Annotated in this window: 13 protein-coding genes and 1 pseudogene; 4 read left to right on the forward strand and 10 right to left on the reverse strand. The window is 72.3% G+C overall.

Going from position 1 to position 16,398, the window contains the following annotated elements; genetic code table 11:
* Positions 1 to 51: 51 nt before the first annotated feature.
* Positions 52 to 1,371 carry a glycosyltransferase gene (locus I8N67_RS10200; protein ID WP_200302386.1) on the reverse strand — a complete coding sequence of 440 codons (1,320 nt, stop codon included), beginning with the start codon at positions 1,369 to 1,371 and terminating at the stop codon, positions 52 to 54.
* 102 nt (positions 1,372 to 1,473) lie between these two features.
* Positions 1,474 to 2,305: pseudogene (locus I8N67_RS44580) on the reverse strand (response regulator transcription factor); the annotation flags it as partial.
* A 114-nt stretch (positions 2,306 to 2,419) separates the two neighbouring features.
* Between I8N67_RS44580 and I8N67_RS10215 the strand changes: the two are divergent.
* Entirely contained in the window at positions 2,420 to 3,352 is a 933-nt protein-coding gene (locus I8N67_RS10215; protein ID WP_200302388.1) for an oxidoreductase, read from the forward strand.
* Position 3,353: 1 nt separating this feature from the next.
* Here I8N67_RS10215 and cpt read toward each other — a convergent pair whose 3' ends face one another.
* Together cpt and I8N67_RS10225 are read right to left on the reverse strand one after the other, a co-directional pair.
* The gene (cpt, locus tag I8N67_RS10220) at positions 3,354 to 3,896 is read right to left on the reverse strand and encodes a chloramphenicol phosphotransferase CPT (protein WP_307835204.1); all 543 of its coding nucleotides are present in this window, start codon (positions 3,894 to 3,896) and stop codon (positions 3,354 to 3,356) included.
* 174 nt (positions 3,897 to 4,070) lie between these two features.
* A complete protein-coding gene (locus I8N67_RS10225; protein ID WP_200302390.1) occupies positions 4,071 to 4,754 on the reverse strand; it encodes an ArsR/SmtB family transcription factor in 684 nt (227 codons plus the stop codon).
* A 65-nt stretch (positions 4,755 to 4,819) separates the two neighbouring features.
* Between I8N67_RS10225 and I8N67_RS10230 the strand changes: the two genes are divergently transcribed.
* Positions 4,820 to 6,517: an isocitrate lyase/phosphoenolpyruvate mutase family protein gene (locus tag I8N67_RS10230; RefSeq protein WP_200302392.1), complete on the forward strand. Its 1,698-nt coding sequence runs from the start codon at positions 4,820 to 4,822 to the stop codon at positions 6,515 to 6,517.
* On the opposite strand, the gene nirD is transcribed toward I8N67_RS10230, so the two are convergent.
* Genes nirD through I8N67_RS10245 form a run of 3 tightly spaced genes read right to left on the reverse strand, consistent with a single transcriptional unit; the run spans position 6,489 to position 10,672 of the window.
* Positions 6,489 to 6,839, reverse strand: a complete 351-nt coding sequence (gene nirD, locus I8N67_RS10235) for a nitrite reductase small subunit NirD (protein ID WP_200302394.1) — start codon at positions 6,837 to 6,839, stop codon at positions 6,489 to 6,491. The two genes, I8N67_RS10230 and nirD, sit on opposite strands and share 29 nt — an antisense overlap.
* Positions 6,836 to 9,448 (reverse strand): nitrite reductase large subunit NirB, encoded by a 2,613-nt coding sequence (gene nirB / locus I8N67_RS10240; protein WP_200302395.1) that lies wholly within the window; start codon positions 9,446 to 9,448, stop codon positions 6,836 to 6,838. Before nirB ends, nirD begins: the two co-directional genes overlap by 4 nt.
* Positions 9,449 to 10,672 carry an NAD(P)/FAD-dependent oxidoreductase gene (locus I8N67_RS10245; RefSeq protein WP_200302397.1) on the reverse strand — a complete coding sequence of 408 codons (1,224 nt, stop codon included), beginning with the start codon at positions 10,670 to 10,672 and terminating at the stop codon, positions 9,449 to 9,451. It lies immediately after the preceding gene.
* A gap of 374 nt (positions 10,673 to 11,046) precedes the next feature.
* On the opposite strand from I8N67_RS10245, the gene I8N67_RS10250 reads away from it, so the two are divergent.
* On the forward strand, positions 11,047 to 11,832 hold the full coding sequence (locus tag I8N67_RS10250) for a sulfite exporter TauE/SafE family protein (RefSeq protein ID WP_200302399.1): 786 nt from the start codon (positions 11,047 to 11,049) through the stop codon (positions 11,830 to 11,832).
* 10 nt (positions 11,833 to 11,842) lie between these two features.
* Here I8N67_RS10250 and I8N67_RS10255 read toward each other — a convergent pair whose 3' ends face one another.
* Positions 11,843 to 12,553 (reverse strand): class F sortase, encoded by a 711-nt coding sequence (locus I8N67_RS10255; protein ID WP_200302401.1) that lies wholly within the window; start codon positions 12,551 to 12,553, stop codon positions 11,843 to 11,845.
* 114 nt (positions 12,554 to 12,667) lie between these two features.
* A complete protein-coding gene (locus I8N67_RS10260) occupies positions 12,668 to 13,216 on the reverse strand; it encodes a GVDTG sorting domain-containing protein (protein ID WP_200302403.1) in 549 nt (182 codons plus the stop codon).
* Positions 13,217 to 13,505: 289 nt separating this feature from the next.
* Between I8N67_RS10260 and I8N67_RS10265 the strand changes: the two genes are divergently transcribed.
* Complete coding sequence (locus tag I8N67_RS10265) at positions 13,506 to 14,120, forward strand: NADPH-dependent FMN reductase (RefSeq protein WP_200302405.1); 615 nt, start codon at positions 13,506 to 13,508, stop codon at positions 14,118 to 14,120.
* A 218-nt stretch (positions 14,121 to 14,338) separates the two neighbouring features.
* Here the strand turns inward: I8N67_RS10265 and I8N67_RS10270 are convergent, their stop codons facing one another.
* Positions 14,339 to 16,252, reverse strand: a complete 1,914-nt coding sequence (locus tag I8N67_RS10270; protein WP_234045426.1) for a sigma-70 family RNA polymerase sigma factor — start codon at positions 16,250 to 16,252, stop codon at positions 14,339 to 14,341.
* Positions 16,253 to 16,398: the final 146 nt, after the last annotated feature.

Raw genomic sequence — 16,398 nt, forward strand, 5'->3', positions numbered from 1 at the left:
TCGTGATGTGCGGGGGGATAAGAGGTGGGGGGTTCAGTGATTCATAGACAGTCAGGTGAGGTGCGACAGCAGGGAATTCACTGCCGTGTTCACACCGTCCTCCGCCTGGACGACGGGGGCGACTTCCTGTGCCCGGTGTCGTAGGCGGCGGTCCGTCGTCGACGCGCTGATCGCTTCCGCCAGTCGGTGCGCCGTCAGGTCGCGGGCGGTGAGGGGAGCGGGGGCCACGCCGAGGGCTCGCATGCGGGCGGACCAGTGGGTCTGGTCGCCCATGTGGGGGCAGAGGACCTGAGGGAGGCCCGCGGCGAGCGCGGCTCCGACGGTGCCGGGGCCGCCGTGGTGGACGACCGCGGTCATCCGGGGGAAGAGCCAGTCGTGCGGGGCCTGGTCGATCGTCAGGATGTCCGGTGACGGGGGGCCGGACTCGATGCCGCCCCAGCCGGTCGCGACCACGGCCCGTACGCCGGCGAGTCGAACCGCCTCACTGACCAGGGCGTTGTTACGGCGGGCCCGGGTGCCCGTCATGCTGCCGAAGCCGATGTAGACGGGGGGCGGGCCCTCGTCCAGGAACCGGGTCAGCGCCCTGGGGGGCGTCCAGTCGGGGCGGGCGGGCAGGAACCAGAAGCCGGTGGTGCGCACGGCGTCGCCCCACGCCCGGTCGACCGGGGTGACGTGCCGGCTGAACGACTGGAGGACTGGGCGCCGTCCGCCTCCGGGGTCCCGCAGCCACCGGCGCGCGCCGTGTCGGCGGGCCGTCAGGCCCAGCTCGTCCGTCCGCCAACGCTCCACCTCCCGCGACCGCTGGGCCGCGGTGACCAGGGCGTACGTGCTCCGGTTGAGGAGACGCGGCACCTTGGGCAGGGGCATCAGCTGGCAGGGGAATTCGCGGGTCGGGATCCAGCCGGGTTGCAGTGCCACGACGACGGCGGGTACGTCCAGCATGTCGGCCACATGCTGGGCGGGGAACGCGGCCGAGTGCACCACCGCCGCCACGTCCCCGTGGTCGTGCGCGATGGCCGCCACATCCCGCAACGGGGCGATCATCAGCTGTTTGACGCGAGCGACGGTCCGGGCCGCCGCGATCTTTCCGCGTACACCCATGAGGCCGTTGTCGATGAACCGGCGGGTCGCCGTCTCATTGAGAATGCGGTTCGGACCGTCGTCGATCGCGGCGAAATCGACGTCATAAGCCGACGCTTCGGACGCATATGAGGGAGGGGCTGCCAATAACGGCTGATGCCCGTGCCGACGCAGCGCCACGGCCAATGCGAGAAATGGTTGTACGTCCCCGCGAGTGCCGCATGCCGCCAGGAGAACCTTGCGCGGGCGAGCGCCGACTCCGAGGCTCTTCGTCCCCAATTCGTTGGGCATGACCACCCGCTGAACCTAGCAGAAGGCGACGCGAACAAGCCTGGGGCCGAAATGAGCTCGAACGGTCGAGCGGAATTGGGTTATGGGTTCCTATATTTGGTTCCGGAACGGGCCCGTCACCTCGTACGTGATGCCGCCCGACGAACTGCCGCTGGTGCCCCGCCGGCTGGAGAAGTACAGGCGGCGGCCGTCCGGGGAGAAGGCGGGGCCGGTGATCTCCGAGGCGGGCCGGCCGTTGACGCGGAGGAAGGGGGCTATGACGTCGTCCGGGGTGATGACGCAGATCTCCAGGTTGCCGCCGTCCTCGGCGACGAACAGGTCGCCGGAGGAGGTGCCCGTGACGTTGTCGACGCCGGTGAGCGGGGCGGTGCCGCTGGTGACCAGCGAGTCGTCGTAGGCGAGTTCGATGGTCTGGGCGGCCGCGTCGTAACCCCGGTGTCCCGTGCGCGGGCGTCTCGTACGCGGTCGACCAGCTGTACTCGGTGCCGGCGCCGGCGCTCGCGTCGGCGCCTCCAGCCGGGGCGGTCTGCTCCCGCGCGGACAGCACGTGGGGAGCGTGCGGGTCGACTCCATCCCCGATCCCGGCTCCGACCCCAGCCCCAACCCCAGCCCCAGCCCCAATCCCCACCGCGACCCCCGGCCGCTGATGACGTCGCGACACTGCCCGTATCCGGGCCACCAGTTCACGGATGCTGAATGGTTTCGCCAGATAGTCGTCGGCGCCCAGTTCCAGGCCCAGTACGCGGTCGGCCTCCTCGCCGCGCGCGCTGAGGATGATGATGGGGACGTCGGAGGTCCGGCGGATGCCGCGGCAGACGTCGATTCCGTCCATGTCCGGCAGACCGAGGTCCAGCAGGACGACATCGCCGTGCGGACCTCTCAGCCCGTCCGTGCCGGTGGCCACATGGTGGACCGTCAGGCCGAAGTGCCGCAGGCGAGGGCGCGACTGGTCCTCGTAGAGAGGGAACCGCCCGACCGGCCCCCACCCGCCCACGGACAACTGTCGTACGCTGAAACCGTCCCTGCCTCGGGGAGAGAAGGTGGCGTCATGACGGGCTGGAAAGCGCGCGACATCCCCGATCAGAGCGGCCGTGTCGCTGTCGTGACCGGTGCGAACAGCGGGATCGGGTATGTCGCCGCCCGTGAACTCGCCCGCCGCGGGGCCCATGTGGTGCTCGCCTGTCGGAGCGAGGGGCGGGGCGCGGCGGCGCTGAAGCGGATGAGTTCGGAAGTCCCGGACGGCAGCGTGGAGTTGATACGGCTCGACCTCGGGGACCTCGGGTCCGTACGGGAGTTCGCGCAGACGTATGAGCGGGCGAACGACCGGCTGGATCTGCTCGTCAACAACGCGGGTGTGATGGCCGTGGCACAGGGCCGCACGGCCGACGGCTTCGAGACGCAGTTCGGGACCAACCACCTCGGCCACTTCGCGCTCACCGGACTGCTGCTGCCGACCCTCCTCGCTACGCCCGGCGCCCGTGTCGTGACCGTCTCCAGCGGTATGCACATGCGGGCGAACATCGACATCGACGACCTCAACACCGGGCGCAAGTACGGTCGTTGGCTCGCATACGGCCGCTCCAAGACGGCCAACCTGCTCTTCACCCACGAGCTGGCCCGGCGGCTGACAACGGGCGGCTCGGACGTCGTCGCGGCGGCCGCGCACCCCGGCTACGCGGCGACGAACCTCCAGACCGCAGGGCCCAGCGCGGAGGGCCGCAAGGGCGTCGAACGCTTCATGCGCGTCGGCAACCGACTGTTCGCCCAGTCCGCCGAATCGGGCGCCCTGCCCACCCTGTACGCCGCCACCGCGCCCGACGTACGCCCCGACTCCTTCATCGGCCCCGCCTTCGCCATGTGGCGCGGCACCCCCGGCCCGTCCAGGCGAGCCCCCTGGACCCTCGACGACCAGGCAGGCGAACGCCTTTGGGCCGCCTCGGAGCAGCTCACCGGGGTCACGTACGACCAGCTGAAGACGTGAATCACCGAAGGTGCCGGCCGACCCGCGCGGCGATGGCCCGCGCACACTCCATCGACTCCGTGTGCGCGGTGTCCACCTCCAGGTCGTAGACCATGTCCCGGTGGACGGTGTCGGCCTGGGACGCGGCCATCCCGATGACCCGGTCTCCCCGGGCGATCTCACGGCCCGCGGCGATCGCGCCGTCGCACCGGACGCCGACCCACAGCACCGGCATGTCCCCCAGGGCCTTCTGCCACCTCCGCTGCGAGTCCCCGCCACCGAGGAAGACCTCGTCGACGATGATCCGGGCGCCCGCGCGGGCCATCGCGGCGATTCCCTCGATCCAGGCCGCTTCCAGCGTCCTGAACTCGGGCCCGACGATCACCTCGCCGTCCGGCGCGAACTCGATTCCGGCATCCGACGTCCGCATCGACGCGGGCATCGCCTCCACCAGCGTGTCGGTCCCGAAGGCCAGCCACGGATCCGGCAGGACCGCCTGCAGACACCGCACGATCCCGGACTTCCCCGAGCTGGAACCACCATTGAGAACGATCACCTGAGTCACCTGAGTCACCTGGTCACCTGAGCGATCTCAGCGATGTGAGCGATCTGCGTCATCTGCGTCATCTGCGTCATCTGAGCCATCTGAGTCGTCCGAGAACGATCACCTGAGTTCATCACCGCGCCACAGTAGGGGCACCCCCGACAACGCTCCCAGCGGATTTCCGGCGAACGGATCTCAGCCGACCACGGCCTCCATCCCCAGCAGTTCCCGGAACGCCTCGCTCCCCACCGGGGTCACCTTCACCGCGCGTCCGGAGCCGACCCGGCGCACCCACCCCCGCTCCAGCGCCGCGGCGCACAGGGCCGCTCCGAGTGCTCCGGCCAGATGAGGGCGGCGTTCCGTCCAGTCCAGGCAGCTCCGCACCAAGGGCCGGCGGGTGCTCTCGGGGTGCCGGTAGTCAAGGGTGTCGGCCAGCCAGATGCGGCCCGCCGGGGTGACGGCGAGCCCCGCGTCGTCGGCGACCAGGCTCCGGCCGAGCATCGCGTCGGCCAGGGCCACGCCCAGCCGCCCCGCCAGATGGTCGTAGCACGTACGGGCCCTGGCCTCGGCGCTCAGCCGTACCGAGTGGCTCAGGTTACGGGGGCGGGTGGCGTCCGGGGCGTACGAGGCGAGGGCCTCGATCAGGGCGGCCGCCTCCGGGCCGGCGAGGCGGACGTAGCGGTGCCGGCCCTGGCGCTCCTCCGTCAGCAGGCCGCCCTCCACGAGCCGGGTGAGCTGCTCGCTCGCGGTGGACGCCCGCACCTCGGCGCGCCGGGCGAGTTCGCCCGCGGTCCAGGCGCGGCCGTCCAGCAGGGCCAGGCAGAAGGCGGCCCGGGTGCGGTCGGCGAGCAGACCGGCGGTCTCGGCGAGCGGCGACATACGGCCATGATGCCGCAGGCACGGTTCGGGCCGCGCCGAACTGTTCCGGCCCCAGGATCGGGTCCATGACGCGCACGCCGCACACCGAGACCGCGACCGTGACGACCACCACGCATGAGTTCGACCGCTACGCGGACGTGCGGGCCGCGCTCGCCGACCCGGCGCTCGTCCCGGAACCGGCAGCCTGGGACGACGGTCCGGCCGCCGGCGCGAGCGTCGCCTGGTTGCGCGCCACCGCGGCCCGGTTCAGCTCCGGGGAGCCGCACCGGCGCCGACGGGCCCTCGTCGAGGCGGAACTCGCCCGGCTTGAGCCCGCCGCCCTGTGGCAGGCGGCGGCCACGGCGCCGACGGGCGAGGTCCGGACGCGAGTCGTACGTACCCTCGCCGCGGCGCTGGGGATGCCCGAGCCGGAAGCGGTCGCGGAGGACGTGATCGTGATCGCCGGAGCGTACTTCGGCGGCGGCGACCCGGCGGCGGACGCCGCGGTCGCCCGGCTGGTGGCGAGACTGGCACCGCCGCGCCCCACCTCCGAAGCCTCCGAAGCCTCCGAAGCCTCCGAAGTCTCCCTGGCCTCCCTGGAAGCCACCGCCAACCGCATCGCCCTCCTCGTACAGGCCTGCGAAGCCACAGCCACGCTGGTCGAGACCGCCGAAGCCGTCGGCAGCCACGCCGCACGGCTGCCCCGCCTCCTCCGCGACACACCCCCGGTACGGGTCATGCGGCGAGTCGCCGCGAGGGCCACCCGGGTCGCGGGCCGGGAGATCCGTGAGGGCGACGCGGTGATCCTCGATCTCGCGACCGCCAACCGCGCGCACCCGGTACCCCTCACCTTCGGCGCCCCGCCCCGCGTCTGCCCCGGCCGGCACCACGCGCTCGCGCTGGCCGAGGGCCTGCTCCGGCGCCCGCTGACCCCCTTCGCCCGCCTGCACCACCAGTCCACGCCACTGCTGCTGCCCAACGCCTGGGACCACGCCTCCGCGGCCGCGCTGGCGGCGCACGGCTTCCCGGCCATCGGTACGACCAGCCTGGGCGTGGCCGCCGCGGTCGGGCTGCCGGACGGGGCCGGTGTCACCGCCGAGGCGACCGTGGCGCTGGCCCGGCGGCTCGGACAGGGCTCGTTCCTGTTCACCGTCGACGCCGAAGGCGGGTTCAGCGACGACCCGGCGGAAGTGGCCGCGCTGGCCCGGCAGTTGTACGAGGCGGGCGCGGCCGGGATCAACCTTGAGGACGGCCGCCCCGACGGCACGCTCGCCCCTGTGGAGTCGCACGCGGCGAAGATCGCCGCCGTGAAGGCGGCGGTGCCCGGGCTGTTCGTGAACGCCCGTACCGACACCCACTGGCTGGGCCACCGGCGGGAGGAGACCGCGGCGCGTCTCGCGAGCTATGAACAGGCCGGTGCGGACGGGGTGTTCGTGCCGGGGCTGGCGGACCCGGACGGGATCGCCGCGCTGACGGCCGGCCTCGTCGTACCGCTGAACATCCTGTACACGCCCACCGGCCCCACCCTCGCCGAGCTGACCGCGCTGGGCGTACGCAGAGTCAGCCTCGGCTCGCTGCTCTACCGCACCGCCCTCACCGCAGCCGTCACCACCGCGACCGCCATCCGGGACGGCCGCCCGACGGACCGGGGCCCGACGGACCGGTGTCCGACAGACCGGGGCCCGGCCCCGGACCAAGATCCGGAACCGGGCCCGAGTGCCCTGTCCTACGCCGACGTACAGGCGCTGCGACCGACTACGCCGCCCGCACCTCGTACGCCGTGATCCGTACCGTCTCGTCGTCCAGGCACTGCCCGCTCTCCAGGTCGAAGCGCTGCTTCAGCAGGGGGGAGGCGACGAAGGTGCGGCCCTGGTGGCTGCCGGTGAGGCCGCGGGAGAGGACGGCGGCGCCGCCGAAGGGGTCGCGGTTGTCGATGGCGTACAGCTTGCCCGCGCGGTCGAGGAAGAGCGCGGCCTGGTTGCCGTCGGGGAGCAGGGCGGCCACGCCGCGGCCCGGGGTCAGCAGGGTCAGGTCACAGACCGTGAACCAGCCGTCCGCCAGCCGCAGCTGGACCTTCACATCGGTCTTCTCGGGGGCCAGGGTCATCGCTGGGCGCTTCCTTCCAGGACTTCTTCGGCGGCGCCGGGGCGCAGGCCGATGGACAGCAGCGGCAGGTCGGGCTTGATCTGGTCGCGCTCGGGGACGAAGCCGACGACCGGGTCCGGGGTGTCGGGGGCGTTGACGAAGGACACGAACCGGGCGAGCTTCTCGGGGTCGTTGATGGTCGACGCCCACTCGTCGGCGTAGCTCGAGACGTGCGCCGTCATCAGGGACTCCAGCTCCTCGCAGATGCCGAGGGAGTCCTCCACGACCACGTCACGGACGTGGTCCAGGCCGCCGGGGATCCGGTCCAGCCAGGTCGACGTGCGCTCCAGACGGTCCGCGGTGCGGATGTAGAACATCAGGAAGCGGTCGATCAGCTTGATCAGCCCGGCGTCGTCGAGGTCCTGGGCCAGCAGGTCGGCGTGGCGCGGGGTGGCGCCGCCGTTGCCGCCGACGTACAGGTTCCAGCCGTTGGAGGTGGCGATGATGCCGAAGTCCTTCGACTGGGCCTCGGCGCACTCGCGGGCGCACCCCGAGACCGCCGACTTCAGCTTGTGGGGCGACCTGAGCCCCCGGTAGCGCAGCTCCAGGTCGATCGCCATGCGGACCGAGTCCTGGACGCCGTAGCGGCACCAGGTCTGGCCGACGCAGGACTTCACCGTCCGCAGCGACTTGCCGTAGGCGTGCCCGGACTCGAAGCCGGCGTCCACCAACCGGGCCCAGATCAGCGGGAGTTGCTCGACGCGGGCACCGAACATGTCGATGCGCTGACCACCGGTGATCTTCGTGTAGAGACCGAAGTCGCGGGCGATCTCGCCGATCACGATCAGGCCCTCGGGGGTGATCTCACCGCCGGGGATGCGCGGGACGACCGAGTACGAGCCGTTCTTCTGGAGGTTGGCCAGGAAGTGGTCGTTGCTGTCCTGGAGGGCCGCCTGCTCGCCCTCCAGGACGTAGCCGCTCACACCGATCGTCGGGGCGAGGGAGGCGATGATCGAGGCGACCGCGGGCTTGCAGACCTCGCAGCCGTCGCCGCCCTTGGCGTCGTCGCGGCCGTAGCGGTCGAGGAGATCCTGGTAGGTGTTGATGCGCAGGGCGAGGACGATCTCGTACAGCTCCTCGCGGGTCTGGCCGAAGCAGCCGCACAGGCCCTTGTCGACCACGACACCGTTCGCCTCCAGCTCGGAGGTGACCAGCTGGCCGAGGACCTTGACGCAGGAGCCGCAGCCGGTGCCGGCCTTGGTGCACTTCTTTACCTCGGGCACGGTCGCGCACTGGTGGTCGGTGACCGCGCCGCGGATCGCGCCCTTGGTGACGTTGTGGCAGGAGCAGATGACCGCCTCGTCCGGCAGCGCGGACGGGCCGAGCTGGGCGCCGCCGCCGGAGCCCGCCGGGAGCACCAGCTGCTCGGGGGAGATGGGCGGCACCGAGCCGGTCAGGGCGCGCAGTGTGCCGTACGCGTCCGCGTCGCCGACCAGGATGCCGCCGAGCAGCTCGCCGTCGCGGCCGATGACCAGCTTCTTGTAGACGCCCGAGCGGGAGTCGGAGTAGACGACGTCGAGGCAGTCGGCGGTCGCGCCGTGCGCGTCACCGAAGGAGGCGACGTCGACGCCGAGGAGCTTCAGCTTGGTGGACAGGTCGGCGCCGGTGAAGGACGCCTCGTCCGCCGCGATCGTCGCGGCCGCCGTCTCGGCCTGCTCGTAACCGGGGGCCACCAGGCCGTACACCCGGCCGTCGGAGGCCAGCGCGCACTCGCCGATCGCGAAGACATGCGGGTCGTTCACGGTCCGGCACTGCTCGTCGACGCTGATGCCGCCGCGCTCGCCGACCGTCAGACCGCAGTCACGGGCGAGCTGGTCGCGGGGACGGACACCGGCGGAGAACACCACCATCTCGGTGGCGAGTTCGGAGCCGTCGGACAGCTTCATCCCGGTCACGGCGCCCGCCGCGTCCGTGATGATCTCCTGCGTGCCCACACCGGTGTGCACGCTGAGGCCCATGTCCTCGATGGTGCGCAGCAGGGCCGCGCCGCCGCCGTTGTCGACCTGCACCGGCATCAGCCGGGGCGCGAACTCCACGATGTGCGAGGTGAGCCCGAGGCCCTTCAGCGCGCCCGCGGCCTCAAGGCCGAGCAGACCGCCGCCGACCACGGCACCGACCTCGATCTCCTTCGCGTACTCCTCGATCGCGAGCAGGTCGTCGATGGTCCGGTAGACGAAGCAGCCCGTGGCGTCCTTGTTCGGGACCGGCGGCACGAAGGGGTACGAGCCGGTGGCGAGGACGAGGACGTCGTACTCGAAGACCTGGCCGGAGCGGGCGGTGACCTTCTTCGACTCGCGGTCGACGGTCTCCGCCGGGTCGCCGACGTACAGCTCGATGCCGTGCGCCTCGATGAACGCCATGTCCGTCATCGACAGGTCCTCGGGCGTCTTGCCCGAGAAGTACGAGGTGAGGGCGACGCGGTCGTAGGCGGGGCGCGGCTCCTCGCACAGCACGACCACGCGGTGCGTTGCGGTCAGGCCGCGCTCGGCGAGCGCTTCGAGGAAGCGCTGGCCGACCATGCCATGGCCGACGAGCACGATCGTGGGGGTGGCCCCCAGGGCGGCGGTCATTCAGGAGCCTCCATCGTTGGTGAGCAGGTGGAGCAGCGGGCCGTTGTCGGGGAGCGGCTCTGCTCCCTCCCAGGCGCGGGCGAGCGCGCCGACGGTGCCGAGTTCGCCGACGAGCACCCCGCCGACCAGGCGGTCGTCGCGGACGACGACCTTGCGGTAGGTGCCGCGGGTGGCGTCGGCGAGCTGGATGACGTCGTCACCGGGCCGGGGCTCGGTCTCGCCGAACGCGGCGAGATCGAGGAAGTCCTGGCCGGCGAGCGTCAGCCGGGTCAGGGCGCGGGTACCGGTGTAGCGAGCGGCCGGGGAATCAGCGTTCCCGGCCAGCAACTCGGCCAGTACGTCGGCCTGTTCGAGCGCCGGGGTGGCGAGCCCGTAGACCGTGCCCTCGAACTGGGCGCAGTCGCCGATCGCGTGGATGTGCGGGTCGGAGGTGCGCAGTTCCTCGTCGACGATGACGCCCTTGTGCACGGCGAGCCCGGCCTCCTGGGCCAGACCCGCACGCGGGTGGACCCCGCAGGCGATGACGACCAGGTCCGCGTCGAGCGTGTACCCGTCGGCCATCGACACGGACCGTACGGCATGGCCGACGGTGCGCACGGCACGTACGCGCGTCTCGGTGTGCACCTCGACGCCGAGGTCGGTGAGATGCCGACGTACCAACTTCGAGGCGGACGGGTCGAGTTGACGCTCCATCAGCCGCTCGCCCTGCTGGGCGAGGACCACCTGGGCGCCGCGCAGGGCGAGCGCGCGGGCGGCGGAGACCCCGAGGAGCCCGCCCCCGATGACGACGGCCCGCACACCCGGCCGTACGGCCTTCGACAGCCCCAGGCAGTCGTCCATGGTCCGGAAGGCGTGCACCCCGTCGGGGAACTCGTGCCGCTCCGGGTCCCAGAGGCCGCGCAGCGGCGGCAGCACCGGGTTCGAGCCGGTCGCCAGGACCAGCTTGTCGTATGCGATCACCGCACCGTCCGCGAGATGTACGGCTCGCATCTCGCGGTCGATACGGACCACCCGGCCGCGCGTCAGCTCGGACGGCGCGGGCAGGGCGATGACCTCGGGTGCGTACCGACCGGCGAGGACCTCGGCGAGCAGCACCCGGTTGTACGGTGTGTGCTCCTCCTCGCCGATCAGCGTGGCGGGCATGCCGAGCTCTCCGAGCCGCCGGGCGAGACGTACGCCCGCGAGGCCGGAGCCGATCACCACCACACGTTCATTCGAGGTCATGCCCTTGAGCGTGCGGTGCCGGTGTTACCCGACCGCATCACGTCTGTTTCCCACGAGGAACGCTGCCCTCCCTGTGGGCCGCGGGGGAGTGTGAGGGGTTTCCGATAGCCCGGGGTGGCGTGTGAGGACCGGGCCCGGGGCGCTGCTGACCTGGCGATACGGGGCCGAGGCGGGCGTATACGGGACGACGGGGCCGGGCGCGTGGCGAGGCGGGTGCGCCGCGGGGCGGTGCCGTAGGTCACGTGGCGGGACGGCGAGTGGGGGGCGACAGGGTGCCTCCTCGCCGCCGAAGGTCACTTCCGGCCCCCGCCGAACCTCAGAACATCCTCAGGTCGGTGGACGGCACACCTATCCCGCCGCATAGGGTCGCGATCATGCCCGACATATCGCTGACCATGGTCGTCCTCCTCTGCCTCGCCGCCCTCGCGGCGGGCTGGATCGACGCCGTGGTGGGCGGCGGCGGGCTCCTGCTCCTCCCCACCCTCCTGCTCGGCCTGCCGAACGGTGCCTCGGCCGCCCAGTACGCGCTCGGCACCAACAAGGCGGTCGCGATCGTCGGCACGGCCGGCGCGGCGGTGACGTACGCCCGCCGCACCCCGGTGGACGTGCGGATCGCCGTACGGATCGGCCTCGCGGCGCTGGCCGGCTCGACGGCCGGCGCCTTCGTGGCCGCCGGGCTGAGCACCGAGGTACTGAAGCCGGTCGTCATGGTGGTGCTCCTCGCCGTGGGCGCCTTCGTGATCCTCCGCCCCTCCTTCGGCACGGCCCCCGCGACCGGACCGGTCTCCGCGCGCCGCGTCCTCGCCGCGATCGGTCTGGCCGGCGTCGGCATCGGCTTCTACGACGGCCTCATCGGCCCCGGCACCGGCACCTTCCTGGTCCTCACCCTGACCGCCGTACTCCACCTCGACCTGGTCACCGCCTCCGCCACCGCCAAGATCGTCAACTGCTGCACCAACGCCGGCGCCCTCGCCACCTTCGCCTGGAAGGGCACGGTGTACCGGCAGCCGGCCGCGCTGATGGCGGTGTTCAACCTGGTCGGGGGGACGGTCGGCGCGCACACCGCGCTGAAGAAGGGGAGCGGCTTCGTCCGGGTCGTCCTGCTGACGGTGGTGTTCACGCTGGTGGCGAAGATGGGGTACGAGCAGTGGGTGGCGTGAGCGGGACCGGTCATCCGGGGCGGCTTCCCGTGAGATGGGCGAAGACGACCACGTTCCCCTGGTAGCCGGTCGACCTCGAATACCCACCGCCGCAGGTGATGACCCGCAACTCCGGCCGCCGGGCCGCCCCGTACACCTTCTCGTCGGGGAAGTCCCGCGCGTCGTACACCTCCACCGCGTCCACGGTGAACACGGCGATCCCCCCGTCCCGCCGGTCGACCTCGACGATGGCGCCCCGCTTCAGCGCGCCGAGCCCGTAGAAGACGGCGGGGCCGTCGGCGTTGTCGACATGACCGGCGACGATCGCGGTCCCCCGCTCACCGGGCGTGGTGCCCGCCTCGTACCAGCCGGCGAGGTTCTCCTTCTCGGCGGGCGGCACGTCGAGGCTGCCGGCGGGGGTGAGCCCGAGGCCCATGAGGGGGGCGTCCACGCGGATCGAGGGGATACGGATGCGGTCGGGAGGGGAGGGCGGCAGGACGGCGGCTCCGGCGGGGGGCTCGGCGGAACTCGACGGGCGCGACGGGCGCGGGTGCGACGGGTCCACCGGACCGGACGGGCCGGACGGGCCGGACGGGCCGGACGGGTTCGGCCGGATGTGAGCCTGCGCGGCCGACGGCTGCGGCGGTGGGTGCGACGCGGTGCCGTTGCGCAGCAACCAGGCGCCGGAACAGAGGGAGACCAAGGTGACGCCCGCTATGACGGCGTTGGCGAGGCGACGCAAGGGTCCTCCTCCCGTTCTCTCGTTCTCTCGTTCCTCCCCTCCGGGCCGAGGGGCGTCGGGCCCGGAGGGGAGGGGGGGTGGCGGTACCGGTGGACGGACAGCGGAGGGTGTCCGTCAGATCCCGTCGCCTCTCGCCCGGCGATGCAGGAGCCAGGTACCGCCCGCGGCGGCGACGGCCAGGGCCGCCACGCCTGCCGCGGTCTGCACGGGGTCGGGACCGAGTGCGCCCCCGACCCCCGTCTTCACGCTTCCCCTCGGATACGTCGGCTGCTGCCCGGTGCGCGTGCCGGTGAGCGTGACCACCAGGTCGCCGGTGACCCGCCGGCCGCTGCCGGCGCAGGTCGCGACGATCTCGTACGTCCCCGGCTGCGCGCTCGGCGGTACCTCGAACCGCCCGCCGGCCGGCCGTTGCCCGGTACCGGGCGCGAGTGGGAAGGCGCCCGCCCCGACCGCGCTGGCGTCACCCGTGGCCGTACCGTCCGGGCCGCAGGCCGTCGTGCCGACGGTGATCTCGTCGCCGGGGACGACGTCGGCGGGGGACAGTTTCAGTCGTCCGACGGCCTCGCCGCCGTACGCGGGCGCGATGGCGAGGGCCGCGACGGCTACGGCCGGGACGGCGACGGCGAGCGCGGTTCCGGTCAGCGGCCGGGCGGTACGTCGCATCGTGGTTGCTCCTCCGAGAGTCCTCTTTGCTCTTCCGAGGTAAGTGGCACATGGGCCGAAGCGCTTCCTGATGAAGCGTCAGAAATACGGTGAACGGGTGTCGTGGGGGAGGGCGCCGAAGGGTGGGGTGGGAGTGTTTCGGCAGGTCACCGGGGCGTGTACGGCTGCGGAGGGGGCGCGGGCACGAAGGAAGGGCGGCGAGGGTGTGAACGGGTGACTGGGGGGAGGGAGGAGCCGAAGGGGCGGGCGACTTGACCTCAATCAAGGTCGAGGTACGAGGCTGGCCGACATGAAGACAGCCACGGATACACACGTAAGCCCCGCTCCCACGTCCGACCCCGTGCGGGTGACGTTGGTCATCGGCAGCAACCGCACCGGCCGTTTCGGCTCGGTGATCGCCGAGTGGCTGCTGGGCCGGATGCGGGAGCACGACGACTTCGAGGTCGATGTGGTGGATGTCGCCGAGGCCGACCTGCCCACGACCTTCGAACCCACGCCCGAGGCCAAGGCACGGCTCGCCGAGATCACCCCGAAGCTGGCCGCCGCCGAGGCGTTCGTCGTGCTGACCCCCGAGTACAACCACTCCTACCCCGCGGCCCTGAAGAACCTCATCGACTGGCACTTCCACGAGTGGCGCGCCAAACCCGTCGCCCTCGTCTCCTACGGCGGCCTCTCAGGCGGCCTCCGCGCCGCCGAACACCTCCGCCAGGTCTTCGCCGAACTCCACGCCACCACCGTCCGCGACACCGTCTCCTTCCACAACGCCCACGCCTCTTTCGACGACACCGGCCACCTCAAGGACCCCACCGCCCCGAACACGGCAGCCAAGGCCATGCTCACCCAACTGGCCTGGTGGGGACGCTCCCTGAGGGAGGCGAAGGAGAGGCGCCCGTACGGAACTTGAGAGGGGGCGGGGAAGCCGCCTTTGAGGGGCGCGGGGAACTGCGCGACGAGCCACGACGCTCCGACACGTACCCACGCACGACGCGCCCCCTGATGCCTTGGCGGCAGCCCCCAGAGGTCCGTCCCGGGGTCGAAGGGGCAGCGCCCCTGGGGGATGGGACGGGTAGGGGCGGCGGGGGCGAAGGACCCGGGGCAGCCCCCAACCGCACCGCCGCGGCCTCAGCCCCCGCAGCCGTCCCCGGGCTCGGCAGGCGCCGGCTCCACAGGCGCGGGCGCGGGCTCGACAGGAACCGTCTCCGGCGTGTCCGGCGCCGGCTCCACAGGCCCGGGCGCGGGCGCCTCCGGCGCAGGCTCGACCGACTCCGGCGGGGCGGGCGTCTCCTCGACGGGGGTGGGCTCGACAGGCGCGGGCTCGACGGGAGCCGGAGCTTCCGGCGCCGGGTTCTCGGTGCCCGGAGCACCGGTTTCCGGCGTCTCGGCCCCCGGTTCGTCGGCCTCCGGGTACCCGACAACCGGCTCATCCGCCCCCGGCACGTCCCCGCCCGGCGTCTCCGTCGCAGGAGTCTCCGCCTCCGGCACATACGGCGGAGCCTCCGGCACGTACGGCGGAGCGCCGGCATCCGGCGGCTCGGGCGCAGTAGCCTCCGGCTCGCTCCCCTCCCCACCCGCACTGTCATCCCCGTCACCCGGCGGGGTGTCGTCCTTGGGAGCCGTGTCCTCAGGCACCGTCTCGTCGGGCGCCTCCTCCTCAGGCACCGTCACCTCAGGCACCGTCACCTCAGGCACCGTCACCTCAGGCACCGTCACCTCAGGCACCGCTCCATCGTCAGCCGGTATCTCGACGACAGCCTCCCGCGAGGCCTCCTCTCCGTCATCCCCCGCCTGAACCACCACCGTGTCCCGCCCGGCACCCCCACCAAGGCCGACCGAGGTCACACCCCCCGCGTCCGTGAGGCCAACCGCCCCCTCCCGAGGAGCGACCTCCGCCTTCGTCCTGGCGTTCCGGCGGTCGGCCACCTCGGCGGTGGGAGCCTCGGCCCGAGGGGGCACCGGGGCCTGCGCCACGGGCACCCGCTGAGGCGGAACCACGGCGGGATCGAGAGACCCGAGGGCGATCCCGGCAGCGACGGCGGCGGCAGCGACGGCCGTGCTGACGGCGGCGACCGTCGGCCCCTTCGCCCCACCGGCCGCGGCCTGCCGTACGACGTGCAGCAGTTGACCACCACCGTGCCCAGCGCCGGCACCCGCACCCGCACCCGCACCCAAGCCCGCACCCGCCCCGAGCGCCGACCCGGCGGTGAGGGAGAGCAGCAGCTTGCCCGCGCCACCACCCACGACGAAGACCAGCAGAGCCGGACCGACAAGCGCGGGCAGTCGGTTGTTGGTGCGCATCAGGGACGCGAGCCGGGACCGGCAGTCGTCGCACGCGTCCACATGGCTGAGCAGTTGCTCGGACTGCCGCGAGGTCGCCGTACCGCGCACATACGCCGGCATGCGCCCCCAACGCACCTGGCACGCCGGGTCGATCGGCGCCCCGGGCTGCTCGCGCAGGAACGCCTGGCGCATGCCCTCCCGCGCCCGGTGCAACAGCACCGCCGTGGCGCCCTGCTTGGCGCCGATGCGCTGCCCGACCGCCTCCAGCGGCTGGCCCTCCGCCTCGGCCAGCCACAGCGCCTGCACCCACCGCTCGGGCAACTGGCCGAGGACACGCACCAACAGGTCGACGGAGGACACCTGTTCGGCCGGATCGGCGCCGTCGCCGTGATTCCCTCGGATCCCATCGACTCCATGGACATGGGCCTCGACCCGCTCAGGAGCCGTCGGATCCTGCGGCGTCTCCCGCGTCGCGCTGCCGACGGCGGCCGCGAGATGCCGCACCGTCGTCATCAGATACGCGGGCACGTTGTCGATCTCGTGCCCCGCGGCCAGCCGCCGCCACACCCGGAAGTGCGCCTCGGCGACGAGATCCTCGGCCGTCCAGGCGTTCCTGGTGAGGGAGCGCGCGTAGGTGACGAGGCGCGGGTGCTGTTCCTCGTAGATCCGGGTGTACGCGGCGGTCGCGGACACGGACATGGAACTGGACGCGGTCCCCTGGGCGGGTACAGCGGGCATGGTGGCGTGACCGTCGGTCATGGGCTGGAACGCTCTCTGATCGCCTGCTGATGGGACGAAGTCGATTTTGTATGTCGAGATGACAAAAATCTCAAGTAATCACACAACGTGACATGCGTCACAGCGGGTTACTTCGAAAGCGGCGCAATGCCCGGGGTTTGGCGCTA

The organism is Streptomyces adelaidensis (assembly GCF_016598475.1).
Lineage (GTDB): Bacteria > Actinomycetota > Actinomycetes > Streptomycetales > Streptomycetaceae > Streptomyces > Streptomyces adelaidensis.